23 protein-coding genes and 6 pseudogenes are annotated in these 25,511 nt (G+C 34.6%); 24 read left to right on the plus strand and 5 right to left on the minus strand.

Annotated features, from left to right (window positions below):
- Positions 1-536 precede the first annotated feature (536 nt).
- From ACFSCX_RS21045 to ACFSCX_RS21080, 8 genes and pseudogenes are all read left to right on the plus strand, one after another.
- The gene (locus ACFSCX_RS21045; RefSeq protein ID WP_377930229.1) at positions 537-2,042 is read left to right on the plus strand and encodes an RHS repeat domain-containing protein; all 1,506 of its coding nucleotides are present in this window, start codon (positions 537-539) and stop codon (positions 2,040-2,042) included.
- A 21-nt stretch (positions 2,043-2,063) separates the two neighbouring features.
- A complete protein-coding gene (locus tag ACFSCX_RS21050) occupies positions 2,064-2,336 on the plus strand; it encodes a hypothetical protein (protein WP_377930230.1) in 273 nt (90 codons plus the stop codon).
- Positions 2,337-2,555: 219 nt separating this feature from the next.
- Entirely contained in the window at positions 2,556-2,852 is a 297-nt protein-coding gene (locus ACFSCX_RS21055) for a hypothetical protein (RefSeq protein ID WP_377930231.1), read from the plus strand.
- Between the two features lie 307 nt (positions 2,853-3,159).
- On the plus strand, positions 3,160-3,531 hold the full coding sequence (locus tag ACFSCX_RS21060) for a hypothetical protein (RefSeq protein WP_377930232.1): 372 nt from the start codon (positions 3,160-3,162) through the stop codon (positions 3,529-3,531).
- A 185-nt stretch (positions 3,532-3,716) separates the two neighbouring features.
- Positions 3,717-4,049: a hypothetical protein gene (locus ACFSCX_RS21065; protein ID WP_377930233.1), complete on the plus strand. Its 333-nt coding sequence runs from the start codon at positions 3,717-3,719 to the stop codon at positions 4,047-4,049.
- Between the two features lie 26 nt (positions 4,050-4,075).
- On the plus strand, positions 4,076-4,261 hold the full coding sequence (locus tag ACFSCX_RS21070) for a hypothetical protein (protein ID WP_377930234.1): 186 nt from the start codon (positions 4,076-4,078) through the stop codon (positions 4,259-4,261).
- Between the two features lie 96 nt (positions 4,262-4,357).
- Positions 4,358-4,792 carry a hypothetical protein gene (locus ACFSCX_RS21075; RefSeq protein ID WP_377930235.1) on the plus strand — a complete coding sequence of 145 codons (435 nt, stop codon included), beginning with the start codon at positions 4,358-4,360 and terminating at the stop codon, positions 4,790-4,792.
- Between the two features lie 252 nt (positions 4,793-5,044).
- Positions 5,045-5,680: pseudogene (locus tag ACFSCX_RS21080) on the plus strand (SpoVR family protein); the annotation flags it as partial.
- 141 nt (positions 5,681-5,821) lie between these two features.
- Here ACFSCX_RS21080 and ACFSCX_RS21085 read toward each other — a convergent pair.
- Positions 5,822-6,013: pseudogene (locus ACFSCX_RS21085) on the minus strand (transposase domain-containing protein); the annotation flags it as partial.
- 1,527 nt (positions 6,014-7,540) lie between these two features.
- Between ACFSCX_RS21085 and ACFSCX_RS21090 the strand changes: the two are divergent.
- From ACFSCX_RS21090 to ACFSCX_RS21155, 14 genes and pseudogenes are all read left to right on the plus strand, one after another.
- Positions 7,541-7,774: pseudogene (locus tag ACFSCX_RS21090) on the plus strand (stage V sporulation protein R); the annotation flags it as partial.
- Between the two features lie 79 nt (positions 7,775-7,853).
- Positions 7,854-8,259: pseudogene (locus tag ACFSCX_RS21095) on the plus strand (transposase); the annotation flags it as partial.
- Between the two features lie 322 nt (positions 8,260-8,581).
- The gene (locus tag ACFSCX_RS21100; protein WP_377930236.1) at positions 8,582-8,965 is read left to right on the plus strand and encodes a DUF302 domain-containing protein; all 384 of its coding nucleotides are present in this window, start codon (positions 8,582-8,584) and stop codon (positions 8,963-8,965) included.
- A 779-nt stretch (positions 8,966-9,744) separates the two neighbouring features.
- Entirely contained in the window at positions 9,745-10,005 is a 261-nt protein-coding gene (locus ACFSCX_RS21105; RefSeq protein WP_377930237.1) for a metal-sensitive transcriptional regulator, read from the plus strand.
- Positions 10,006-10,136: 131 nt separating this feature from the next.
- Positions 10,137-10,616, plus strand: coding sequence for a DsrE/DsrF/DrsH-like family protein (locus ACFSCX_RS21110; protein ID WP_377930238.1), 480 nt, complete (start codon positions 10,137-10,139; stop codon positions 10,614-10,616).
- Positions 10,617-10,656: 40 nt separating this feature from the next.
- Positions 10,657-11,022, plus strand: coding sequence for a rhodanese-like domain-containing protein (locus ACFSCX_RS21115; RefSeq protein WP_377930239.1), 366 nt, complete (start codon positions 10,657-10,659; stop codon positions 11,020-11,022).
- 16 nt (positions 11,023-11,038) lie between these two features.
- Entirely contained in the window at positions 11,039-11,335 is a 297-nt protein-coding gene (locus ACFSCX_RS21120; RefSeq protein WP_377930240.1) for a rhodanese-like domain-containing protein, read from the plus strand.
- Positions 11,336-11,386: 51 nt separating this feature from the next.
- On the plus strand, positions 11,387-11,968 hold the full coding sequence (locus ACFSCX_RS21125; protein ID WP_377930241.1) for a sulfurtransferase TusA family protein: 582 nt from the start codon (positions 11,387-11,389) through the stop codon (positions 11,966-11,968).
- A gap of 42 nt (positions 11,969-12,010) precedes the next feature.
- Positions 12,011-13,154: pseudogene (locus ACFSCX_RS21130) on the plus strand (MBL fold metallo-hydrolase).
- Between the two features lie 107 nt (positions 13,155-13,261).
- Positions 13,262-13,489, plus strand: coding sequence for a sulfurtransferase TusA family protein (locus ACFSCX_RS21135; RefSeq protein WP_377930242.1), 228 nt, complete (start codon positions 13,262-13,264; stop codon positions 13,487-13,489).
- 51 nt (positions 13,490-13,540) lie between these two features.
- The gene (locus ACFSCX_RS21140; protein ID WP_377930243.1) at positions 13,541-14,317 is read left to right on the plus strand and encodes a sulfite exporter TauE/SafE family protein; all 777 of its coding nucleotides are present in this window, start codon (positions 13,541-13,543) and stop codon (positions 14,315-14,317) included.
- Positions 14,318-14,730: 413 nt separating this feature from the next.
- The gene (locus ACFSCX_RS21145; protein ID WP_377930244.1) at positions 14,731-15,078 is read left to right on the plus strand and encodes a rhodanese-like domain-containing protein; all 348 of its coding nucleotides are present in this window, start codon (positions 14,731-14,733) and stop codon (positions 15,076-15,078) included.
- Positions 15,079-15,492: 414 nt separating this feature from the next.
- The gene (locus ACFSCX_RS21150) at positions 15,493-16,062 is read left to right on the plus strand and encodes a cupin domain-containing protein (protein ID WP_465252676.1); all 570 of its coding nucleotides are present in this window, start codon (positions 15,493-15,495) and stop codon (positions 16,060-16,062) included.
- Positions 16,063-17,451: 1,389 nt separating this feature from the next.
- Positions 17,452-17,663: pseudogene (locus ACFSCX_RS21155) on the plus strand (stage V sporulation protein R); the annotation flags it as partial.
- 886 nt (positions 17,664-18,549) lie between these two features.
- On the opposite strand, the gene ACFSCX_RS21160 reads toward ACFSCX_RS21155, so the two are convergent.
- The 3 genes from ACFSCX_RS21160 to pdxR form a co-directional block, all read right to left on the minus strand.
- Positions 18,550-19,389 carry a manganese catalase gene (locus tag ACFSCX_RS21160; RefSeq protein WP_377930391.1) on the minus strand — a complete coding sequence of 280 codons (840 nt, stop codon included), beginning with the start codon at positions 19,387-19,389 and terminating at the stop codon, positions 18,550-18,552.
- Positions 19,390-19,644: 255 nt separating this feature from the next.
- On the minus strand, positions 19,645-21,000 hold the full coding sequence (locus ACFSCX_RS21165; protein ID WP_377930245.1) for an erythromycin esterase family protein: 1,356 nt from the start codon (positions 20,998-21,000) through the stop codon (positions 19,645-19,647).
- 32 nt (positions 21,001-21,032) lie between these two features.
- On the minus strand, positions 21,033-22,439 hold the full coding sequence (pdxR, locus tag ACFSCX_RS21170) for a MocR-like pyridoxine biosynthesis transcription factor PdxR (protein ID WP_377930246.1): 1,407 nt from the start codon (positions 22,437-22,439) through the stop codon (positions 21,033-21,035).
- A gap of 111 nt (positions 22,440-22,550) precedes the next feature.
- Between pdxR and ACFSCX_RS21175 the strand changes: the two genes are divergently transcribed.
- Positions 22,551-23,240, plus strand: a complete 690-nt coding sequence (locus tag ACFSCX_RS21175) for an aspartate/glutamate racemase family protein (RefSeq protein ID WP_377930247.1) — start codon at positions 22,551-22,553, stop codon at positions 23,238-23,240.
- Between the two features lie 559 nt (positions 23,241-23,799).
- Here ACFSCX_RS21175 and ACFSCX_RS21180 read toward each other — a convergent pair.
- The gene (locus tag ACFSCX_RS21180) at positions 23,800-24,363 is read right to left on the minus strand and encodes an FAD-dependent oxidoreductase (protein WP_377930248.1); all 564 of its coding nucleotides are present in this window, start codon (positions 24,361-24,363) and stop codon (positions 23,800-23,802) included.
- 281 nt (positions 24,364-24,644) lie between these two features.
- Here ACFSCX_RS21180 and ACFSCX_RS21185 point away from each other — a divergent pair, with 281 nt between their 5' ends.
- Positions 24,645-25,511, plus strand: coding sequence for a pirin family protein (locus tag ACFSCX_RS21185; protein ID WP_377930249.1), 867 nt, complete (start codon positions 24,645-24,647; stop codon positions 25,509-25,511).

The raw sequence follows: 25,511 nt of genomic DNA on the forward strand, positions 1-25,511 counted from the left end.
ATAAGTTTTTGTTTAGCAATTTACTTTTTACTTTTCAATAGGAAGCCATTAGGGTGGAGATTATTAGGACGATAAGTTAATTAGCTGCTTTGTATTTCTACGCCAAAAAGGATTTTTTAATAGTTAATGAACTTGTAGAAAGATTACTTATAACTGTATTTGCAGCACTGCTATATTTTCTATACACTACCTGGTTCCAGATAAGGAGAGCTAAATAATTAACTACAGGAAAAAATAGTTGGTTTTGTTTCTTGCCAATTCAATGGGCCATGTCCTTCTAAATACCATAGTGACGGTTTTTCAGTCAGTTTTGAAAATTTTGCTAATTGATGGCTTTTTCAACAACATAATATAAAATAATTTAATAAAAAACAAAAAAAGTATGACTTTTTGTTGGTATTGTTTAGAGTCGCCAAACCAAACAATCCATTGAAGGACATACTTTTTTTCTTATGCTAATCAGAATGTCGTTCTCCTCCTTTTAATGTGTAAGATATTTAGATAAATTATTACTCAATCATCTGGATGAGATTTCAATGAAACAATTTAACTATAAAATAATACTATATTTCGATTTGAAAGGTACCTATCTTCTTAGAATAAAATACGATGATAACGGTAACAGAACGGAAGTGATCTCAGGTGGAGGAAGTCGAATTGAATATAATTATGACACAGCTAACCGCCTCCTAAAAGAAGTTCACTATGATCCAAACAATGTTATTTCATACAGCTTCTCCTATGAATACACAGGCACTTACGGTCTTTTAAACAACCGCACAGCGAAGAAGAGTTTCAACACAGTCGTATCAACCTATCAGTATAATGCCGCAAATGAACTCGTGTCTGTTAATGGAATCCCGTTTCAATACGATGCTAATGGAAACCTACTTCAAGACGACCGCTTTCAATACCAGTACAATCCAGCAAATCAACTAGTCGAAGTCAACACATTGTCAGACTCTCTTGTAGCAAGATATGAGTATAATCATGAAGGACTGCGTACAAAGAAAACAACACCAAGCAAAACCGAAAAATACTTCTACTCTGCCGGAGAACTGTCTTACATCACGGATGAAACCGACAAGCTCAAATATAGTTTCACACGTACAGTATCTGGAACATTAGTCAGTATGACGGACCATACAGGGACAACAAAGAGGACCTACTATTACATCCGAAACAGCCATAGTGATGTAGTAGAACTCAGAGATTCAAATGGGAACCGCGTTGTCTATTATAAATACGACGCATTTGGGGTACCCTTAACAAGTGAAGGCACAGCAACAACAGGAAATGGCGAACTACTAAGAGAAGCGAATCCATTTCGATATGTGGGGTATTTTTATGACGAGGAAACCGCTAATTATTATTTGAAGGCTCGGTATTATAATCCTGAGAATGGAAGATTTTTGACGAGGGATTTGTTGCCATCTGCCAATTTATACGTCTATGCGGGGAATAACCCTGTGAGATTTATTGATCCAAGTGGATTGTTTTATCTGAAAATTAATGAAAATGATCAACATAAGGCTAGAATTGAACACCATGAAAGAGAAATGGAAAGAGCAGTAGAAAGTACTAGGAAAGGAGAACAGGGAGAAAAAAAGGGATTATTACCAATTAAAACTTCTAATACAACCGCAGGCATTATTGCGGGTACAGGTGGAAAATTAACTACCCTGATTAGTAAGGAAGCAGTTAAAGTTGTAATATCTGATCTAAATCAAGAATATTTAATGGATTTCTTAAAAGCAGGTCTACTTAAAAAGCTGCCAGGTAGTGCAGGAGATGCAATGGAAGTATTACTTAGTTATTTTGTTTTTGGCGACGATCCAGTTCTTACAACAATCGATACCATATTAATTGTTGGAACTTCTGTACTGTTTGGTCCAGGAGGATTTATTGCAGGGATAGGATTATCTGCTTTTAATGACTATGTACTTAAAGACAAATTAGGAACAAGATATAGTATAGAATTGTTAAGAACAATGGAAAATCAACAACCGATTATATATCCTGCATTATATCTTCCTCGATAAATCTTAAAGGTGGATGATAAATTGTATATTAAACCTGCTTATATTTATATAATTTTATTAATTATCTCGAGTACACTGTATTTAAAAAATGTCTTGTGGAAAGAGGAAAAATCGTATTTAAAATTTAGAAAATATGCTTTTGTAGTATTTGGATACGGCTTTGCATTAGGCTTAACAGTCGATCAGTATATTATAGAAGGTATTTTAATTCCTTATTTTGTATTACTAATGATAGTAACAATATTTATAGCAACAATTTCTGAAAAAATATATATCAAGTTTTCTCAAAAATAAAAACACCATAATACCATAAATACAATAGAGGCGGTTCGAATTGGGGTCAATCGGAAGTTTTGATTGCAAAAAGGCACAACTAGCGAAAATTGCTGGTTATGCCTTAGCTCTTTTTTTGCAACTAATCTACATGCAAAATTCTTGATTGCCTGGAAATAATGAAGTCGCTGCCCCTGGCTCAGGGACAGCCAACCTCTTTTATTATTTGGGAGTGAAAGTGTGAAACAATTATTTAAGATAATAATAGTATTATTTTTATTTGGTATTTCCCCACTAGCTTTTGGATTATTAAAAGATTATAACTTATATATTGCAATTGCTTCTTTTAGTTTTGGATTTGGAACAATGTTTTTTTTATTATTAGAGAGGGGAAACAGAAAAGAACGAGTTAAGAAGAGTATTTTTATATTAATTTATTTTTTAATTGGTACACTAATTGTTCTTAAGTTTGGGACAAGCTATTTTCTAGTAATTCCATTAGCAATTCCTTTATTCATTTTTCTTATAATAAATTAATCCATTTGAGATGGATCAAAAATACCATAGTGAGGTTTCATTCGGGCAGATTTGAGAATTTGGGGAAGAATAACAAAACTGCTTGTGATGGCTTTTTCAACAACATAATCACCAAAAGTATGCCTTTTAGTTGGTATTGTTTAGATTCGCCAACCAAACAATCCATTGAAGGACATATTTTTTTCTTATGCTAATCAGAATGTCGTGCTCCTCCATTTTTTAGATATTTTGAAGCTCACTATTATAATCCGGATAGTGGGAGGTTCTTCCTTTTATAAACCTATATGTATATGCAGGGAATAGCCCTGTGAATTTTATTGATCCCAGTAGACTTGTTCCAGCAAGGGAAGCTAGTTATGGAACATACAGTCAAACTTACTTAAATAATGCTTGGGAAAGAAGTAGAAAAAATAGGAATCAATCTTCACAAAGTACAAAAGTAGAAGATCTTACTGTGCCAGCTGGAACAGCTGCCGCAACTTGGTTAGCAGATCGAGTTACTCCTAGTTTGGACTTAAGAGTAAACAACTCTAGAACCAGGATTTTCCACAATTTTGAAACAAATTTAACTGAGGCACATGGGTTAACGCGACTAAATGACACAAGAATCAGTAAAGTAGGCTTGGCCACTAATTTATCTAAAGGTTTTGGATTTTTTTGGTATTGGGTTAATCTCTGATGTTGGTTTTTATTATGAAAAACATCAGAGCTTAACAGGATTTAATTAGCAGGCAAGTGTTTTAGATAATGCTGTTTGGTCATTAATTGGAGCAGTTGCAGGAGTTGGTGCACATTTTGCTAAAGAAGATGACTTGGCACCTTCAGAAATATTTGGATTACAATAATTACGGAGGTAAAATAAAATTGATATTTATTTTTTTTATGTTAATCCTAATTCCAATTTTTTATTTCGGAATAAAACAATCTAGTCAAGAAATGAGGAAATACATTTTATATCCAACTATGGTAAGTGGATATGGAATGTTGTTAATGCTACATTTAAATGTTAAGAATGCAATACTAGGTGTTTTTTTTGCCTCTTTAATACCGATTGGCTTTTTATTTTTTTATATTAGATTGTATAGGAAAGGAAATAATATTGTAAGGGAAACCATTCGAAACTTAGTAGTTGTAGTATCAGTTGCCTTTGGTATAATTACTGTTCTTGCGTTTATTCTAAAATTTTTCTTCACGTAATTAAATATAACTGAACGAAAAAATAAATGTTTATTTGGAAATCCATAGATCAGTTTTATTATAAATACGACACAGTTGGGGTACCCTTAACAATTGAAGGTACAGTAACAACAGGAAATGGCTTATTACTAAGAGAAGCGAATCCATTTCGATATGTGGGGTATTTTTATAACGAGGAAACCGCTAATTATTATTTGAAGGCTCGGTATTAATGGTAGGGGTTGGTTTAACTAAATATTTTTGTTACCAAATTTCAAAAACTCAAAGTGATATCTATAAATATCTAGAATGATAATTTAGGAGTAAATATGGTATTTTATACAACAAGATTATTTGGAATCGAACTACTAACATTAGGCATAATTTCTATATTTTTTATAGTTAGAGATTACCTCAATAGTAATTGGTTTTTATTCACAATTGGAATAATTTTAACCTCGGTTTGTTTTTTCTTTGGTATTGTTGTGTTATTTAGAAAATTTCAAAAAGTAACTTTTGAAGAAGAACAAATCGTTTTACAAACAATTTTTAATAAAACAGAACATTGGATTTATAAAGAGATAAAATATATATTAGGCACAAAAAGTAAATTCTTTCCGATTTATACATTAGTTAAGAAAGATGACAGTACCATTCGGTTTCTCTTCTTTCGAAATAAAAAAATGATTCGAGAATTAATTAGAAAAAGCCCTGAAGCAGTTATTGATCAAGGATTAAAAGATAGACTAAAAACTAATAAATAAAATAATTATTATCCTTTAGTGCATGTTTCTAAGTTTTTACTGAATCCATATCAATGCATAAACACTCAATCAAACAACGTGAGATTCACGGGAACAGGTCCCATGACAGGAATTCTAAATAGAGATTTGAATACCATTAAATTTTGATGAATGGTTGAAGTTGAAAAGGAGAGCCCCCCCTCCTTTTCTAATTGTAAAAATACATGCGCAACAGTATTAGTTTTTACCTTGGCTAAAAAAGCTCCTTAGAAAAACGAAGGCTGGGCTTCCTACTGGCACGGCCGCATCCTACGCGAAATGGACTTAACCTCCGATGAAGTCATCGAATTCGCTAAACTAAACGCTGGTGTTGTTCAGCCATCCAAAACGAGCATCAATCCGTATTATCTAGGTTTTAAAATGTTCGAAGACATCGAAAAACGCTGGGATAATCCAACTGATGAAATGCAGCGGTACGGGGCAAAACCAGGTTCAGGTCGAGAGAAAATGTTTGAGGTTCGCGAAGTAGAATCAGACATTTCATTCCTACGAAACTACTTAACAAAAGATCTTGTCATGCGTGAAGATATGTACCTATTCCAAAAACAAGGCAAAGACTACAAAATCGTCGATAAAGAGTGGGAGCAAGTTCGCGATCAATTAATCAACATGCGTGTAAACGGCGGCTTCCCGTATATTACGGTTAATGACGGAGATTACTTAAAGACCGGTGAATTATACTTAAAGCACTGGTACGAGGGTATCGAACTAGACCTCAAATATTTAGAAAAGGTTCTACCCTATATTCACCAGCTATGGGGAAGACCAGTTCATATGGAGACTGTGCTCGAAGATAAACCAGTCATGTTTACGTATGATGGGAAGGGGATTCATCGGAAGTATTTGTGAAATATAAATCATTGTTTAACTGCCTAGTAGTGGACTAGGCAGTTCTTGGTGCTTTTTTCATTACATTTACCCTAAAAATGAGCATGTATAGAAGTAAGCGTAAAATGATCCCCAGCTATGAATACTGATGGGGATCATTTATTATTTAGATATCTTTTTGAATATTCTACAGGTAATTGGTAGAGTCATAGACCAAGGAAGTAGTTGATCAAGTTCTTCTACTTTTGTCAGATCCATATTGGGAAGTTGATCAAATAGATAGTGAAGGTAATAGTATGGATTTAATTTATTTTCCTTTGCTGTCTCCACTAAACGATAGATAATGGCGCTCGCTCACTTCTATAGAGCCACTTTAAAAAGGTTTACCTTCCTCACGCTTTTTGTCATTAACACTCGAATTTTCTTGTCGAGAGTGATTATCTCATCTGTTGTTTTCAAATGTTATTATATCATTTTAAATCTTAAGGCTAACGTTGCACTTAACATAAGGGGAAGGAGATGAAATACCTCATTTGTTTTGATCATATAGAATAGTAGCAAATGCGAGGAAGTATTAGTTCGGACATGGAGAATTTCAATTTCAAAAACTAAAATTACCCAATCAACAAAACAGTATGTAGTTACCGGCAACATTAGCTACAAAGAAACAATTTGGATAAATTTAACAAATGTTGGAGGGAATAAGGAAAAAGAAATCAAAAAATAAAAAAAAGTTTCCCGACTCAGGAGAAACTTTCACATATAGATTACTTAAGTTGTGAGATAATATTACCTGATCATTTAACTTTCTTTTTTATAACACTGTCTTTCCTTGTTGATAAGTAAAGTGTACCGTCTTCTGCTTTACTAAAAAAATAATATATTCTACTCCTAATTTTATGTTTGAAGGTAGTGAATATAAACGATTGTTGTCAAATTCTGAACCTTTTATTAGCTCATTTAATTGTAGATATACTGATTTAACATACTTATTTTCTCTCACTAATTCTTTTGGTGTAACAGAGACAATCGGTTCCTTCAGTCAGTTTTAAGAATGTGGAAGAGAAGAACGAAATTGCTAGGTGATGGCTCTTTCAAAACCTTAATATAAAATAATTTAATAGGAGCAGTTGTAGGATATGGTATCTCAGAAGGTTGTAACCAACTTATGAATTACAATAAATAGAAGAGGGAAATTATGGGTAAAGTATTTATTGATGTTGGCTTTTCTTTATTTTCACTAATCTTATGCTTTTATTTTTTATTTGTACATTTACAAAATGAAAAAAAGAATAATGTTCCTACAATAATGATCTTTGTTTTGTTTTTATTTACATTATCACTTTTTTTTATTAGCAGGCATTTCTTTCCTCGAATAGATAAACTTTTATTTATTGATAACATGTACGAGATCATATATTTCTTTATAATTGCTTTTTTGATATCGAGTATCTATTCATATTTTGTGGGTGATTATACAGAGAAGAATATTTGGAAACAGAAATTAAAAATAGTTATCCCACTTTTACTAATATTAGTTACAATCTTAATCTATATAAATTTCTTTCAGTAAACCAAGGAGAGGAGACCATCTCCTTGGGACGATTCATATGGTCATCTTTTAGAATGTGGAAAAAACCAGAAGAACGAAATTGATATGCGATGACTCTTTCAAAAGCTAAAAATAAAATAATTTATAAAATACAATAAAGTATGCCTTTTTGTTGGTATTGTGTAGAGTCGCCAAACCAAACAATCCATAGAAAGACATACTTTTTTTCTTATGCAAATTATAATGTCTCGTGCCCCTCCATTTTTTAGATATTTAGATAAACTATTACTCAATCATCTGGATGAGATTTCAATGAAACAATTAACTTTGTAAACGGGGGCTTCCCGTATATTACCGTAAACGATGGAGATTACTTAAAGACCGGGGAATTATACTTAAAGCACTGGTACGAGGGTATCGAACTAGACCTCAAATATTTAGAAAAGGTTCTACCCTATATTCATCAGCTATGGGGAAGACCAGTTCATATGGAAACTGTGCTCGAAGAAAAACCGGTAATGTTTACGTATAACGGGAAGGGGATTCATCGGAAGTATTTGTGATAGATAATCATATGTAGAACCAGTCCAAGTTGTTTTGGGATGGTTTTATATTTAGTCATTTGAAAAATAGTTCACAGCCATCACGTATATCAACACACTAAGTGATGGCTGGTGTTATCTTGCTTCTGTCAAGGATCTACATTCAAAAAAGATTGTTGGTAATTCCTTTGGAGGTAAGAAGACGACTGATTTAGTAAAAACAGCTTTAGAAAACGGTTATCAAACACAAAATCCAAGTGAAGAATTTCAAAACGACCGTAAATCTAGATAATCATCCAATCCTCTAGTAAAAAAGGGCAGATCATATGATAATGCCCTGTATTGAATCATTTCATGCCATACTAAAGAAGGAAGAATTCAATCTTGTCACATACATTGATTTTAAATCAGCTAATCTAGCTCTATTTCAGTATATTGAAGGTTGGTATAACCGAAAAATAATTCATAGTGGTATTGAATATCAGACACTACAAGGTGTCGTAGACAATATTAGAAAATTGCATAAATTGAGCCCTCTCTCAAACTATGTTTTACTTGGAGTGGTGGGCATGGAAGCCTATTAGGCAAAGCCAGTATTATAGTTAATCTGACTTCTTAGCTGTGGAATCTTACCCACGGAAAGTACTAGTATTTGTTAAATTGCAATGTTGGCTACATTCGAACTTAGTTTTTTTGTTTGTAATACAAGAATAAATAATTTTACAATTAAATAGATATATGGGTATAGGTATAACAAGAGTATTTGTTTATGCTACAAAAATGTCTTTTGGGAATAATATTCCTAGTTTTCAAAAAAGGAGTGATCTAATGTTTGACTACACAGTTAAAACTGATAAGAGTATTAATGAGGCTATTCTAAGCCTTGAGACCAATTTAAAGGATGAGCATTTTGGTGTCCTTTGGCAGTTTGATATTAAAAGTAAGCTACAGGAAAAAGGGCTTGAATTTAATCATGATTATATGGTCCTTGAGGTTTGTAACCCACATGAGGCACAGCGTGTTTTGAATGAGAACTTATTAGTAGGATATTTTCTTCCTTGTAAAATTGTGGTTTACAAAGATCATGAAACAACAAAAATTGGTATGCCAAAGCCTACGGCCCTTATTAGATTAGTTGATAATGAGGAAATCCAAAACTTAGCGAAAGATATTGAAGACCGCTTAATAAATGTGATTAATAAAAGTAAGTAGGGTTTTGGAAACTAAAGATATGAGAGACTGCGGAGAGGATTTCCGTGGTCTTTTTTGATTATATAAGTAAGAATCACATTCAAATTATTGGTTATATTTTTAAACAAAAGGACCACTAATTTGAGAAGTGATTCTATGATACAAATATGAGCCTGATGTAAGAATTAGGACTTGTAATGCTTTTCTTCTCAAGTAGGAAAATCATGATTACACAGTCAAGTATTCTGATGTTTTTCTGGAGGTATGAGAAAAATAAACATAATTGATGTTCGAGATGATGAGCAAGCAGCATACCGCAAAAGCACACTACTCCATAAACCCTAAATACAGTATCCTTATCCAGCCTCTTGACATTATACCTATAGGGGTATAATATTAACTGTGTAGTAAATATTTTCACAGTATTTGAGGTGGCGCCATGTCACTCCTAATATTAGGTATATCAGTACCATTTTTATTCATCATATAAACGTGAACTATCCCGATGGAAGGCTCCAATGTTTGAAGAAATTCAAGAAAAAGATTCATATGTTTTATTAGATGTAAGATACTATAACGAATCATATAATAGTCCGGTAACGAGGAGCTGTTTATATTCCGATTGCTTACCTTAAAAGATATTATGAAGAAATTCCAAATCATAGTATAATTTTAATTGTATCCAATCATCTAGAAAAAAGAAGGTTGGTATTCGCTGTTTACGAAGACTTCAAGTAGTAGGACATAATATTGTAAATCCTCATTCCGATATAGCAATCAAATAGAAAGGAGGAAGGAAGATGGAGTACAGTGAACAAATGAAAAATAGAGTCAAAAGAATGGAAGGCCAACTTCGTGGAATTCTTAGAATGATGGAAGAAGGCAAGGATTGTAAAGAGGTTATAACACAATTGTCAGCCGTCCGTTCAGCAGTAGATCGTACTGTTGGGGTTGTAGTAAGCACAAATCTCGTTGAATGTGTACTGGAGGCCGAAAATAAAGGGCAGAATGCTAATGATTTAATCAAGGAAGCAGTAAATCTGCTAGTTAAAAGTAGATAATAAAAAAGGGTTGATACCTTTTTTTAAATGATATAATATACCCTTAGGGGTAATGGTAAATACAGAACTAATTTTTTTTATCTTTAAATATACCCATATGGGTAATTAATGGAAAATGGAGGAATTTGAAGATGAGTGAAAAGAAAAAGACAACAATAGTTTTATTCAGTGGAGATTACGATAAAGCGATGGGTGCTTATATTATTGCAAACGGGGCAGCGGCTTATGATCATGAAGTGACTATTTTCCATACATTTTGGGGTTTGAACGCTTTACGTAAAGATGAAGATATTCAAGTGAAAAAAGGATTCATGGAAAAGATGTTTGGCAAAATCATGCCAAGAGGTGCCGAAAAAATGGGATTATCTAAAATGAACTTTGCAGGATTCGGTCCCAAAATGATTAAAGATGTGATGAAAAAGCATAATGCAATGCCACTATCTAACTTAATCGAAATGGCACAAGAACAAGAAGTAAAGCTTGTTGCATGTACCATGACAATGGATCTATTAGGACTATCGAATGAAGAGCTATTAGACAATATTGAGTATGCTGGTGTAGCTGCTTACTTAGCAGATGCAGAAGAAGGAAACGTAAACTTGTTTATCTAACTGATCAATAGGGGCGATTCTCCCTTAATGGAGGTTTAGAATGTTAGAGTATATCAATTATCTATTATTGGTAATGTTATTTTTCATTATAAATCGAATGTTACCAGCTAAAGGTGTTAGACATATTACAACGTTAGATTTAAAAAATGAATTAAAGGATAAAAATAAACAATTTGTTGATGTTAGAACACCTTCAGAGTACAAGAGTAACCATATAAAAGGTTTTAAAAATCTGCCCTTACATCAACTAGCTGGGGGAGCGACAAAAGAACTATCAAAAGAAAAAGAAGTAGTTGTTATCTGTCAAAGTGGAATGAGAAGTCAAAAAGCAAGTAAGTTTTTAAAGAAGCTCGGGTTTGCACATGTAACAAATGTAAAAGGCGGTATGAGCGCATGGAGATCATAAAAAGGAGGATTAAAAGATGAAACAATATACGGCTAAAGAAGTCGAGAATCTTTTAACAGAAGAAAAGCCACTTAATATCATTGATGTGAGAGAAGTAGATGAAGTTGCAAATGGTAAAATTCTTGGTGCTCTCCATATCCCACTTGGGTTATTAGAGTTTCGCATGAGTGAACTAGATAAATCAAAAGAATATATCATGGTTTGTCGTTCAGGTGCTAGAAGTGGTCGTGCAACTCAATTCTTAGAAAGCTATGGCTTTCATGTCATTAATATGACAGGTGGTATGTTAGATTGGGAAGGGAAAGTAGAATAAATTTTTTAAAATAACTATATACCCATACGGGTAAAAAGGAGGTAATTAATAATGGAACAATTAAAAACAAATTATGTATTAGATGCAAAAGGGCTTGCTTGCCCAATGCCAATTGTGAAGACAAAAAAGGCTATAAATGATTTGGAGGCAGGGCAAGTATTAGAGGTGCGAGCAACAGATAAAGGATCAAAGGCTGATCTTCAAGCATGGGCAAAAAGTTCAGGGAATCAATATTTAGGTACGCTTGAAGAGGGAGATGTTCTGAGGCACTTTGTAAGAAAATCATCAAATGATGAAGCTATTGAAAGAAAGCATCCTAAAGTCGCAAGTAACGAAGATTTACAAATGAAACTAGAAGCAAATGAAAACCTTATCGTACTTGACGTAAGAGAAGCAGCAGAGTATGCGTTCAATCATATCCCTAACTCAATTTCAATCCCGTTAGGAGAATTGGATGCACACTTAGATGAAATAAATAAAGATGATCAAATTTTTGTTGTATGCCGTACAGGAAACAGAAGTGACTTTGCAGCTCAAAAGTTAGCAGAGAAAGGATTTAACCATGTCTTTAATGTTGTACCAGGTATGAGTGCTTGGTCAGGTAAAACCAATAGTATTACATCCTTAAAGTAGAAGAATCTGAAGGAACTAAATTTTTTTATATTAATATATACCATAGGGGGTAAAAGGGATGGCTGTAAAAGCAATGACTTCAAAAGAAGTAACAAAAAAGATATTTAACAAAGAGGATTTATTTATTCTAGATGTTCGTAACGAAACTGATTTTCAGGATTGGAAGATCGAAGGAAAGAACTTTAATCATTTTAATATTCCTTATTTCGAACTGTTAGATGGTGTGGAAATAATCTTAGACAAAATTCCAGCTGACAAAGAAATCTTAGTCGTTTGTGCAAAAGAAGGATCATCTTTAATGGTGGCTGAAATGCTTGTAGAGCATGGTTTTAATACCTCTTATTTAGTGGGAGGTATGAAAGCATGGAGTGAGCATTTGGAGCCTGTGAAAGTCGGAGATTTACAAGATGGAGGTGAAGTCTATCAGTTTGTTCGTATCGGTAAAGGCTGTCTATCTTACATGGTCGTTTCAAACGGTGAAGCTGCGATCATTGATGCTACTCGTATGACTGATATTTATCTAGACTTTGCTGAAAGTATTCAAGCAAAAATCACTCATGTATTTGACACTCACTTACATGCTGACCATATCTCAGGTGGAAGAATGATTGCTGAGAAAACAGGTGCATCATACTGGTTACCACCAAAGGATGCAACAGAAGTGACATTCGAATACAACGCTTTAGTAGGCGGTAATGTAGTAACCATCGGAAATACTGCGATTGATATTCATGCCCTATATTCTCCAGGACACACAATTGGTTCTACATCATTTGTTGTAGATGAAAAGTTCCTTCTTTCAGGAGACATCTTATTCATTGATTCTATAGGAAGACCTGACCTTGCAGGAATGGCAGAGGATTGGGTAGCAGATTTAAGAGAAAGCTTATATTCACGCTACAGAGAGCTTTCAGAAGATCAAGTTGTTCTACCTGCACACTTCATGATTATTGATGAATTGAATAATGATGGCAGTGTATCAGAAAAATTAGGAACACTGTTTGCGAAAAATCACGGTCTAAACATTGAAGATGAAAATGAGTTCAGAAAACTAGTAACAGAAAACCTACCGCCACAACCAAATGCATACCAGGAGATTCGTGAAACTAACATGGGGAAAATCAACCCTGACGAAGAAAAACAACGTGAAATGGAAATCGGACCAAACCGCTGTGCGGTGAGATAGGTTCTTTCATAGACATTAAAAGTTTGCGCCAGCAGAATTCATGTAGACTGTGACATTCAAAATCTGAATGTCACAGAGCAATTTATAATATATTGGAGGTTAAACAAATGGAAGCAACAAAAGTATTAGATGCAAAAGGATTAGCATGTCCAATGCCAATAGTTAAAACAAAGAAAGCGATCAATGAATTAGAATCGGGTCAAATCTTAGAAATCCATGCTACCGATAAAGGGGCAAGAAACGACCTGACAGCTTGGGCAAAATCAGGAGGTCATGAATTTTTAAAGCATGAGGAAGAAAATGATGTATTAAAGTTCTGGATTAAAAAAGCTTAATAAATAAGGGAGCCTTAGGAAGGGTTCCCTTTTTCAAAAGGAGGTAACACAATGGATATAGGATTTATCATTACCATATTCTTAATTGGATTTATTGGATCATATATTTCTGGGATGCTTGGAATTGGTGGATCGATTATTAAATATCCAATGCTACTCTATATCCCACCATTATTTGGGCTAGCAGCTTTTACCGCGCATGAAGTGTCAGGAATAAGTGCTATTCAAGTTTTTTTTGCTACAATCGGTGGTGTCTGGGCATATCGCAAAGGTGGATACTTAAATAAATCACTAATTGGTTATATGGGAGTAAGTATTTTAATCGGTAGTTTTATTGGAGGATACGGGTCGAAGCTAATGACAGAGGGCGGTATTAATCTAATCTATGGTATATTAGCATTGATTGCGGCTGTCATGATGTTTATCCCTAAAAAGGGAATTGACGATACTCCATTAGATCAAGTGAAGTTTAATAAATGGCTAGCAGCTATTTTAGCGTTAATTGTGGGAACCGGTGCAGGTATTGTTGGAGCAGCTGGTGCGTTTCTATTAGTACCGATAATGTTGGTTGTATTAAAAATCCCAACAAGAATGACCATCGCTTCATCCCTAGCCATTACGTTTATCTCATCTATAGGGGCAACCGTAGGGAAAATTACAACAGGACAAATTGATTATTTTCCAGCCTTTATTATGATTATCGCGAGCCTGATTGCTTCTCCATTAGGGGCAATGGCAGGGAAAAAAATGAATACAAAATTACTACAGGTTATCTTGGTAATACTAATCGCAGCAACAGCTGTAAAGATCTGGTTAGATATTTTATAAACCGGGGATATTATGAAAAATATTACTTCTATAAGGAGGGGGGCGCTATGATTAAAGTCACGGCTGCAGCAATGAAGCAGATAAACAAAGAAGCACAGGACCTTCTTGATGAAGGTGAAAAGCATTCATTCGTCTAGCGATGGGCATTGGCTGAGGTGGACCACAGCTTCGCCTGGCACTGGAAGAGTCAGCTTTAGAGAAGGATGAACAGATTGAAATTGATGAGATTATATTATTAGTCAATGAAGCACAAAAGGTTTATTTTGATCGAGCAAAAATAGATTAAACAAAGAGTTTATTAGGTGGAGGAAATTTTACTGTCTTCGGGTGTAGGACGGGACTTCTTACTCCACTAACTTATTGGGTAGGTGGACTAACACAAATTTTTAAAAAACCTAGCAATATATATACCTATGTTTCTACTAATCATTTACCTTGGATTTACTTTTTTAGAAAAGAAGAGTATTGAAACCATCTCTATTTCTGAATTAGAAAAAAGATTACAAGAACAAAAATCTGAAAGTGTCGTATTTATTCATGTACGAGAGCAACATGAATACAAGTCTGGACATGTAAAAGGAATGAAAAATTATCCCCTTAGTACATTTAAAACTGACTATAAAACTCTTCCGAGAGATGCTAAAGTAATCATTTTATGTAGAAGTGGAAAACGAAGTCTTCAAGCAGCAGAAATATTAAAGGGCAATGGCTTTACTAATATTAAGAGTGTAGATGGTGTCATTATCCAATGGACAGGATAACTAATAAGCTTTAAATATTCCCCATTTTAAAGTTGATGAAAACATGGAAAAACAAATAGGCTGTAAGCAAGGAACCAGAGGAATGAATATAAGCAATTCCAGATCGTTTTTTTTTCACATATGACCTGGAGTGTTTGTATGGCTCCTTGCAGGAGTTGTAATACTCATTCAAAAGTTACTCTAAAAAAAGAGAGATTCGTCTCTCTTTTTAATTTGCACAATTTTAAATATGTAAAAAATATATGTAAATAGAATTATAGAATCAACTTATCTTATGTTTTATCTCTTTGGCTTTCCATTACATTTAGTTCCAAAAGTAAGTTTAAATTTGAGATAGGTTTCCCAATATTAAAGTACATTTCCAAAACAAATGCATAGGATAATTTTATAAATGAGGAAAGGAATGAGGTAAAAATGTATAGCAATCCTTATATGTATTCATATCAATATCCTAATTATTTTAATGCTTCAATGTTTTATTATAACAGTCACCCTAATTTCTGGACTCTTCCTTATGAAAGCAGATGGTTTTGTAATTGCTCTTCCAGGGGCAATAGAATTATAAAAGATTATGGATCAAAACAGTTTGTGGTTGATATCAATAAAGTAACAAAGCAAAACAATACGTTTCGAACTGCTTTATGGACAGGAACACATTTACAAACTACATTAATGAGTATCGATGTTGGAGATGATATTGGTTTGGAAATGCATCCTGATGTAGATCAATTTTTACGAATTGAACAGGGACAGGGGATTGTTCGAATGGGCAAGAATAGAAATAATTTAAACTTTGAAAGACATGTGTTTGATGATTATGCCATATTTATTCCAGCAGGAACATGGCATAATCTTACAAATACAGGGAATGTTCCTTTAAAGCTTTACTCTATATATGCTCCACCTAACCATCCATTTGGGACTGTCCATGTTACCAAGGCTGATGCGATAACTGCGGAAGAAAACCATCATCATAGCAATTAATTTTTTTTGCAATATACCAAATCGATTAGATGTTAAAAATGTGAATATATCCTAAGCATAGCCTTTTTAATTGTCATTCATTATTTTATTTAAGTTCTAGATAGTATGGAGAAATATGGTGTAGTTGAGTGAGGAAATTATAAAAAATGTAATTAAAGTACCGGGACTCAAAAGTAGCAATGGAGATCGTCAATTGACGATCCTTTTTCAATTAAAGAGGCAATAACCTTGAATAATAATACTGAGAAAGAGGTGAAGAAATGGAGGCCAATAGTTAGAGTGAAACCAAATAACTATTTGTAAAATACTCAATCTCTTATGAATCTAATAAGGCAGTAAAAGAGCGTCTGCAAGATGACCAACTCAGTTCATTATACCTGAAATAAATATAATAATTGGTAGTGCAGAAAAATTTATATTGATGCTAGCTGACGAGTAAATAAGGGCACTGAAAGAGCTGTTTAATGTTGTTTTTTAATGGCGAGCTTTAAACAAAATTAATTAAGACAAGACAGTTGCCTTATTCATTACCCTTTGTACTTTTGGAGACATTAGGCATAATCGTAAATAGTTAATGAAAAAGACATAAATGAAAACCAAGTAATAGATAGTAGTGTATTAGTAACGCACATAATTATTAATTGTTGAATTGCATTTGCTCCTACTTTCACAAATTGGGGCAAAAATGTTAAAAAGAAATTTGCGACAATGGATTCTTTCTTCATAATGGGAACCGTGTTGTCTATTATAAGTACGACGCTTTTGGGGTACCCTTAACTAGTGAAGGCACAGCGACTACAGGAAATGGAGAACTACTGGGAGAAGCGAATCCGTTTCGATATGCCGGGTATTTTTATGATGAGGAAACAGCCAGGGTTGAATATTTTTTTAGGTGATTAAATTGTCAGCTTTAAAATTTGTGCCAATGTATATTTACATCATTCTCTCAATAGTATTTTTTATTGTAAGTATAACTACACTTAAAAGAATTATTATAAAAAACATCATAGGATAGTATATTTAAGTCTAATTATTGCATTTTTAAACTCTGGTAAAAGCTTTACTCTACACCAACTAGCATTTAATCAAGCGGCTTATTTTCTTTTAACAAAAGTAATGTTAGTAATATTAGCAGTTCTTTTTTTAGGGGTTATTTATTCATATTGGAAAAGAACTCCTGAGGAAAATGATGCTTGGATAACTTCGAGAATGGATTAAGATTATTATTTTCCTTAAGAGCATGTTTCTAGAGTTTTTTCTAAATTCATATCCAATCAAACAAAAGTAATGTTCACAGGGGAGGTAACTGTCCCGGGACACCAATACTAAAAGGATTTGAAAACTAAAAATTCTGATGAAGAGATGTGGATTTCAAATAGAAACGGAGATCTTACCGTAAACGATGGAGATTATTATAGACAGGTGAATTATACTTAAAGCACTGGTATGAAGGTATCGAGCTAGACCTCAAATATTAAGAAAAGGTTCTACCCTATATTCATCAGCTATGGGGAGGACCAGTCCACATGGAAACGAAGGTCGAAGATAAGCCAGTCATGTTTACGTATGATGGGAAGGGGATTCATCGGAAGTATTTGTGATAGATAATCGTATGTAGAACCAGTCCAAATTGTTTTGGGCTGGTTTTTTTGTCAATTGAAAGTAAACAGTCCTACCTAAGAAATAAGGTTGATTTAACAGCAGTAAACTTATATGTATATATGGGGAATAACCCTGTGAATTTTATTGTCCTAGTGGACTTGTTTTTAGTAATGGAAGATAGTTATGGAGCATACAGTCAAACTTACTTAAAATAATGCTTGGGAGAGAAATAGAATAAAGAAAAGGTCTTGGATTATTAGAACAAGAACTTGCTGGAGAATTTTTAGAAGGAAGTGCGTGCTAAAACAATTAGAAATACAATAGTGAAGGAAGTTGTGGGTTTACCGGGTTTAGAAATATTAACAGGTACTACAATGTATGTAATAAACGGTGACAAATCTTTCCATCTCTAACCGATAATATTGTCTTAACTTTATTGGCATCTGGAACAGCAATAGTGGTTGGAGGTTTTTTTGGAATAACAGCAGGGATTCCTTTACTTCTTTTAACTGCTGGTATTGGAATAGTGTATGGTCTTATCCATACAATGGAAATGGTTCTACTTTTTTTTGAGGAGAGTCAAAGTGGCTGGCACCTTTACCGCAAGCAATTTGACAAAGAATATCACATGAATTTGTTTTAAAAAGAAATATCCTAAAGACTTACGCCAAAAAATGGAAATAAAGGTCGAAGAAAAAATGGTTAAGTTATAGAGATGGGCAGACTTAGAAGAATGATTATTTCTTTATGAAAAATATCTAGAATGAACACAACAATCAGTAATTCAATGGAAAATCTCTATCTCTCATTACTATAATAGTAAGGTGTTTTCTTATAAAAAAACACATCGAGCACAAAATCAGATTAATTTTGTGCTCAATGTGTTTATTCCATTGGTGGTATATGAAAGTCTGGCGGTGTACCATGGATATAAGGCGGTGGTGGGGTCATTGTTGGTATTTGCCCCATGGCTTCAGGGTTTTCGATGTACTCAAATGTTCCTGTTCCATCCATGCTTGGACCCTGTGCCCAACGTCCTTCCGCACTTTCTGTGCCCTTTGAGAAGTTCATAAATGAATGTGAAACCTCTTGTTTTTCATTTTCACGGTTAAAGGTATTCGGGACAATGAATCCTTCTTTTTGTTCTAACTCTGCAATCGCAGCCATCCATTGATTTTGGTGCATCGTATCTCTAGCAATTAAGAAGGAGAGCATATCTTTAACGCCACGATCATTTGTGATTTCATATAGCCTTACTGCTTGCAGTCGACCTTGTGACTCAGCGTTAAGATTGGCTCTGAAATCAGCTAACAGATTTCCACTTGCAATCGTATATCTTGCATTCCATGGGTAGCCCATACTATCATCTGGCTTTGCCCCAAGACCTGAAACAATAGCGTGCTGAGGATTCATCCCCCCCATCGCAGCAAGGATAATTGGATTTTTTGCGGCTTCTTCCTGTTCTTTAACTGGCGCGCCGTCTAGTAATTTTGCAATCATGGTAGCAAGCATTTCACAGTGGGCAATTTCTTCTGTACCAATATCCAACAACATATCTCGATATTTTTTTTCGCCCCTACAATTCCAGCCCTGAAATAAGTATTGAATCATCACACTCATTTCTCCAAATTGGCCGCCTAATATTTCCTGCAATTTTTTTGCATAGACAGGATCTGGTTTATCAGGTTTCGCATCATACTGTAATTCCTTAATATGATAAAAAATAACGATCACTCCTAGTTTCTGTATTTTATAACAATAAATATTTTCTACCTAAAACTGGATTTTATACCATAATTTAATACATTCATTTTTCGTGACCAGGATGTATCAAAGATGAGGTCAGTAGTTTACAAATCTACTCCCCGGCGTTGTGAAGCCATCCAAAATGTACATTAGCATCAATATGTGCATATAAAAAACACCTAGCTTTTGTACTAGGTAGTAGTTTATTGTTCTCTTGAAAGATATACTTACTATTTATTCTTTATACAAATCTAGGTATTTCGGAGGCGTTACGTCTTCCACAAAAATGATTCCATCAAATTGTTCAGCTACCGTGAATTTCTCCCACACATAACCATGATGGTAGGAAGGAATGGGTTCAAATAGCCAAGCATTTTCTTCAGTATTTGTGTAGTCAAGTAGATGATAGAATGTAATTTCTCCATTTCCTTGTGCTAATAGCCATTCTAACGTCCCTTTTTGTTTAGGAGTAAGTTGTATTTTAGATAGATCAGTAGAGTTAGCTATAGTACCGGTACCCATATTTAATCCTAATATATAACTCTCTTTTAGAATGGATTCAGGAAGTAATTCTACAAAGGACTCTATTGTTGGGAATTTAGAAGTACTTTGTTCGATTTTCGTGTTGGCCTTACGAATATGGGCGTTATGTGCCCAAAACATGATTTTCTTATCAGGAAACTTCTCTTGAATAAGCCAAGCAGCATTTTGTGCCATGATTTGATCACGAAGCTTCATCTGTTCAATATCTACAGATTCTTGTTTGTCTGGTATCTCTTTAAATGTTTCCAAGTAGTGTATTCTTCCTTCTAAAGCCTTAACCTGTAAGTCACTATTAAATGTTTCGTCGTTCTCCATTTCTTTATTAGACTTTATATAGTCAATCAATTCCTCATAATTTTTGATAAGCTTAGTTTTTAGAGCCAAATCATACAACCGTTCTAGGTAATATTTTTTGTTGAATTCGGCATAACCATCCTCTGTAGCTAAAATCAATTCCGCCATATTTTGATTGTGGTGAGCTAGCTTATCACTCAAGTATCCGCCATAAAACTTTGAGACATGTTGTACATCTATTCCTGTTAGAAACAGGGGATCCAACGAGGATTTCTGTTCTTCCATATACTGATATAGCACTTCAATTTCTTCTGAATGCCATACAGGATAAAGCGAGTGCTTCATTTTTTCAGTTACAGGAGCGTCGGTCTCAAAAACATTGGAGGTTTCAGCCATACCACTCTCAAAAACTAAGACATCAAAATCTAGTTCCTCATGTAAATATTGGATAAGATCGGTTTTTATTTTATGAAATTCACGAACGCCATGAGCATCTTCTCCCAAAAAAATAAACCGTTTATCCTTTAATACTTCTTGAAGGAATGAAAAGTCAGATTGTCCCTCATTTATTTCTTCCCCATTTAAAATGGCCCAATCCTTCATGACTTCGAGTGAATCTTTCGGTTTTTCCGTCTCCTCATGAACGTCGGTGCTACTATTATTATCAAGTGCATTGTCAATTGAATCCTTTTTTTGAGTACATCCTGTGAGTGCTATAACGAGAACAATAAGTAACATCCATAGTTGTTTCAATCATTCACACCTCAATCTATATTTTTATAAATCTATGAAGTGATGCCTTCCTGATAACTTTTAACCGCTTTTTTTATTCTTCTTACTCCTTCCTCAATATTTTCTACTGAAAGGCTTCCATATCCAAGTACTAATTGATGAGCATAATGATTAGTAGCAAGTGAATAATGGCCGACTGGATAAATCAGGACTCCATGATTTTGTGTCCAATTCATAAGCTTCGAAACATTAACTCCTTTTAGCTCTGCGACTAGATGCATCCCGGCAGAATGCCCTAAAATCTCACAATCTGGAAAGTGAGCCTTTAAGCTGTTTACAAGTGCTTCCCGTCTTTTTCGATAGATTCGTTTCATTTTACGAATATGTCGGTCAAAGTGACCTTCCTTCATAAATTTGGTCAAAATCATTTGCTCGAGTGTTGAATGGTGGCGGTCAGAGAACCATTTTAATTTTTCAAATGGCTCAAGAAGGTCCATCGGCAAGACAACATAACCTATTCGTAAGCCAGGTGAAAGAATCTTACTAAAGGTACCTACATAGATGACTTTATCTGGATCTAGACCTTGAACTGAATGTACAGGTGTACCTTCATAAGTAAATTCGCTGTCATAATCATCCTCAACAATATAGCAGTTATGTTGACGTGCATATTCTATTAATTGTATACGTCTTTGAATCGTTAAAGTTACACCTGTTGGAAATTGATGGGACGGCAAGACAAAAATAAAGGCAGGCGGTTTTTCTTGAGATAGACAATCGGTATTAATGCCCTTGTCATCGACTGGAATCGGACATAACTCGGCTCCTGCATACGAAAAAATTGTTCGCATTTCATCAGTCATTGGATCTTCAATAGCAACCAATTTGTTCTGCTTAATCAATAAATCGGTGATTAAAGATAGTGCCTGCGTTGCACCAGACGTGATGATGACTTGCTTAGGATCACTAATGACTCCTCTAGTTCGTAATATATAACGAGAAATTTCTTCTCGTAATTCAAGTAATCCACAAGAAGGCTGATAGCCGAATAAATAGTCGGGAGACTCATAACAGACATCCTTGGCAAGACGACCCCAAACTTTACGGGGAAAATGATCCATTGCAGGAGTGGCCGCCTTAAAGTCAATAAAATTTTGATTGTTTGTCATCAATAACTCTGATGACTTCATTTGTGGATTTTCGTTATTTTTCTGAAAAAGAGAACCTGGAGCAACAAACGTACCTGATCTTGGTCGTACAACTAAATAGCCTTCCGCTACTAATTGATCATACACTTCAAGAATAATATTTCTAGAAACGCCAAGGCTCGTAGCAAGTTCCCTTGTAGAGGGCAGCTTTTCATCGACTTTAACATTACCTTCTAATATGTATTGCATGAACTGTTCATACACCTGCTGTGTTAATGTTTTTTTACTTGAACGATCCAGCTGAAACCACATGACGACACCTCATTTATTTAATCTGGTACTATAAAACTCGAATATTTTTGGCTCTATATAGTGCCAGTATACCATGTTATTGTGTTAGTAATGACTAGGAGGCGATCATGAATGAAAACAATTGGACTAATTGGTGGTTTAAGTTGGGAGTCTACGAGCGTTTATTACTCGTATATAAATCGAACGATTCAAAAACATTTAGGTGGCATTCACTCTGCCAAAAGCTTAGTATATTCCTTTGACTTCGAGGAGATTGCTAAATTACAACGAGAGGGAGAATGGGAGTTAGCCACAGAGAAAATGGTAGCAGCAGCAAAAGTATTAGAAAACGGTGGCGCCGATCTTATCATCATTTGCACGAATACGATGCACCTAATGGCAAACGAGGTACAAAGAGCCATAAACGTTCCACTCATACATATCGTAGATTGCGTTGTTGAAGACATTAAAGAAAAAAAATTAACGAAGGTTGGCTTACTAGGGACAAGATTTACAATGGAACAACCTTTTTATAAGGAACTGTTAACTAGTAAAGGTATAGATGTCATCATTCCAGAAGAACAGGAAAGACAGAAAGTTCACGATGTAATATTTGGGGAACTATGTAAAGGAATCATTGAGCCGACTTCGAGAGAGGATTATATATCTATCATAAATAAACTAGTTGAAAGAGGCGCGGAGGGTATTATTCTTGGCTGTACTGAAATTCCACTTCTGATTCATCAAAGTGATATAGAAATCCCGTTAATAGACACGACATTTATTCATGCTACCAAGGTGGCTGAACTGGCATTGAAGTAAGTTTGAAAACTTAATTAAGCGAAGCTGTGGTCGAATAGGTAATTGTGGATATCATGTATGTTGGAGAGGTTGTTTTGGAATAATTTGTAGGATAAAGCCGTTAAAGGATTAAACTGATTATTTAGTCGAGGACCACTTCAAGGAGTGGTAGCCCCTGCATTTATAGATGCTCCAGAAACATCGAGAGATAGAGGACCACAAGAACTCTGAAGATGGCTCGGAATTTCTAATTGAAGATGGTGAATGTAATGAGGCAAAACCAATGCTAAGCATGGTTTGCCTTTTTTGAATTATTAAGAAAGTATGAAAGTTTTCAGCAAGAGAAGGGGCTAGTGACTTGGCATCCAGCTCCAGCACCCAGCCAAGATGAAATGGCGACGATCTTTGCCATTTCATCCTACTCGAGGGAAAAAGAAAAATCCCTTTTTCCTTGTTCAAATAACCGGTCTTGAATAAGAGGTTTTCATGACAGAACACTTTGCTCTGCCTGAGGCTTAACGGTGGATATAATCCTAACTGGTTTTAGAACTGGTTTCAAACGATTAAAAGTAATCAAAGCTTATTTTAATACATCATGATCTACATAACGTTCACCGTTAAGTTCACTAATGATGTTTATTGCAACAGCTGCACCGTTTCCAGCTGTAACAATCGTGTGAACGCTTACCCCAGCTACAGTACCAGCTGCCCAAACTCTTTCTTTATTCGTACGGCCATCTTCGTCTACTTCAATGATTGTTTTAATCCTTGGCTCCTTTCCTGGAATTAATTTCAGCCCGATTCTTTCTGCAAGGTCAGTCAAAGCACCTGTCGCAAGAAGGACATGCTTCGCTTGAAACGATTGATTATTGTCTGTTTCAATACTAAGACTACCATTGTCAGTAGTGATGTTTAATACTGTTGCCTGTACAAATTCTGCACCAAACTTACTTGCTTGTTTTTTTCCTACTTCAAGAAGGTCGGGACCAGAAATACCAGTAATCCCATAATGATTCTCTACCCAAGCACGTTGGGTCATACTCTTTCCATTGTCAATTACTAACGTATTCTTTTTTGCTTTAGCTGCAAAGATTGCGGCGCTTGAACCGGCAGGCCCAGACCCAATTATGGCAATGTCGTACATATGTATATACCTCCACTTATTTTTATTAACGGGTTTATTATTTACCATTGTATCTGTCAAGATACTTGTATGATTTTACATTAGTGGGTTTAGAAAAGTTATTAGTTATAGGACCATAAAAGGAAGTTAAAAAAATCGAATGGGCAATCTAAAATGGACGTTGTTTATTGAAGATGCAGTACAATTGATTTTGACGAATGATTATGTTGTAATGATGTTAGCTTCTTTTTATACAAAAAGGTATAAAAAGATTTTTAATACTTTTCTAAAGGAGAATTCCTATGACTACTAATAAATATCAGCGAGATATTAAAGACAGTTGGTATGTAAAATATGAAGAAGTTGGATTTCCTTCCATCCAAAAGGGATGGATTTTACCTGTAAATAGATGGCAAGATTTTGATCCATTTATTTTAATGGCAGAAGATTGGTTTAAGAGAGGAACCTTTTCTGATCATCCACATAGAGGCTTTCAAACCGTAACCTATGTAGTCGATGGAAGACTAGAGCACATTGATAATGCAGGGGGACGAGACATATTAGAACCAGGTGATGTTCAGTATATGAATGCGGGCTGGGCCGCACGTCATGCCGAAGAAGGTGTAGAAGACGATATTGCACATACTCTTCAATTATGGTTAAATTTACCAAGTCATTTGAAAAAGACAGAGACAACCTATCAAAATGTATATTCAGAAGATGCTCCTGTCGTTACCTTTAATGGTGGGGAGCTTAAAGTGTTTTCAGGAACAATTGCAGGTGTTACTGGACCGATGAATTCTATCGTACCTATTACAATGTCCGAGCTCTCATTATCAAAGGATGCTTCGTATGTGTTGGAATTACCAGAGACCCATAATGCATTTATTTATGTCTTATCAGGTGATCTAGATGTCGGTGAAAATGGAACAAATATAAAAAAGCATGGAGTAGCAACGTTAACTTTTAATGGTGATGGTCACATAGAAAATATAAGTGAATTCAAGATTAAATCAAATAGTAGACGCTCAAAAGTGTTAATTTATTCAGGCACACCTATTAAGGAAGACATTGTTCCATACGGACCTTTTGTTATGAATACTATGGAAGAAATACAAGAAGCATACAGAGATTATAGAGAAGGGAAGTTTGGACCACCTGCTCGTTAA

The organism is Bacillus salitolerans, from assembly GCF_042680805.1.
Taxonomy (GTDB): Bacteria; Bacillota; Bacilli; order Bacillales; family SA4; genus Bacillus_CJ; species Bacillus_CJ salitolerans.

Bases quoted from the DNA above. Each gene is read 5' to 3' on its own strand.
- ACFSCX_RS21045 (WP_377930229.1), top strand. From the start codon at position 537: ATGAAACAATTTAACTATAAAATAATACTATATTTCGATTTGAAAGGT.
- ACFSCX_RS21070 (WP_377930234.1), top strand. From the start codon at position 4,076: ATGTTTATTTGGAAATCCATAGATCAGTTTTATTATAAATACGACACA.
- ACFSCX_RS21075 (WP_377930235.1), top strand. From the start codon at position 4,358: ATGGTATTTTATACAACAAGATTATTTGGAATCGAACTACTAACATTA.
- ACFSCX_RS21100 (WP_377930236.1), top strand. From the start codon at position 8,582: ATGTTTGACTACACAGTTAAAACTGATAAGAGTATTAATGAGGCTATT.
- ACFSCX_RS21105 (WP_377930237.1), top strand. From the start codon at position 9,745: ATGGAGTACAGTGAACAAATGAAAAATAGAGTCAAAAGAATGGAAGGC.
- ACFSCX_RS21110 (WP_377930238.1), top strand. From the start codon at position 10,137: ATGAGTGAAAAGAAAAAGACAACAATAGTTTTATTCAGTGGAGATTAC.
- ACFSCX_RS21115 (WP_377930239.1), top strand. From the start codon at position 10,657: ATGTTAGAGTATATCAATTATCTATTATTGGTAATGTTATTTTTCATT.
- ACFSCX_RS21120 (WP_377930240.1), top strand. From the start codon at position 11,039: ATGAAACAATATACGGCTAAAGAAGTCGAGAATCTTTTAACAGAAGAA.
- ACFSCX_RS21125 (WP_377930241.1), top strand. From the start codon at position 11,387: ATGGAACAATTAAAAACAAATTATGTATTAGATGCAAAAGGGCTTGCT.
- ACFSCX_RS21135 (WP_377930242.1), top strand. From the start codon at position 13,262: ATGGAAGCAACAAAAGTATTAGATGCAAAAGGATTAGCATGTCCAATG.
- ACFSCX_RS21140 (WP_377930243.1), top strand. From the start codon at position 13,541: ATGGATATAGGATTTATCATTACCATATTCTTAATTGGATTTATTGGA.
- ACFSCX_RS21145 (WP_377930244.1), top strand. From the start codon at position 14,731: ATGTTTCTACTAATCATTTACCTTGGATTTACTTTTTTAGAAAAGAAG.
- ACFSCX_RS21150 (WP_465252676.1), top strand. From the start codon at position 15,493: ATGTATAGCAATCCTTATATGTATTCATATCAATATCCTAATTATTTT.
- pdxR (WP_377930246.1), bottom strand. From the start codon at position 22,439: ATGTGGTTTCAGCTGGATCGTTCAAGTAAAAAAACATTAACACAGCAG.
- ACFSCX_RS21175 (WP_377930247.1), top strand. From the start codon at position 22,551: ATGAAAACAATTGGACTAATTGGTGGTTTAAGTTGGGAGTCTACGAGC.
- ACFSCX_RS21180 (WP_377930248.1), bottom strand. From the start codon at position 24,363: ATGTACGACATTGCCATAATTGGGTCTGGGCCTGCCGGTTCAAGCGCC.
- ACFSCX_RS21185 (WP_377930249.1), top strand. From the start codon at position 24,645: ATGACTACTAATAAATATCAGCGAGATATTAAAGACAGTTGGTATGTA.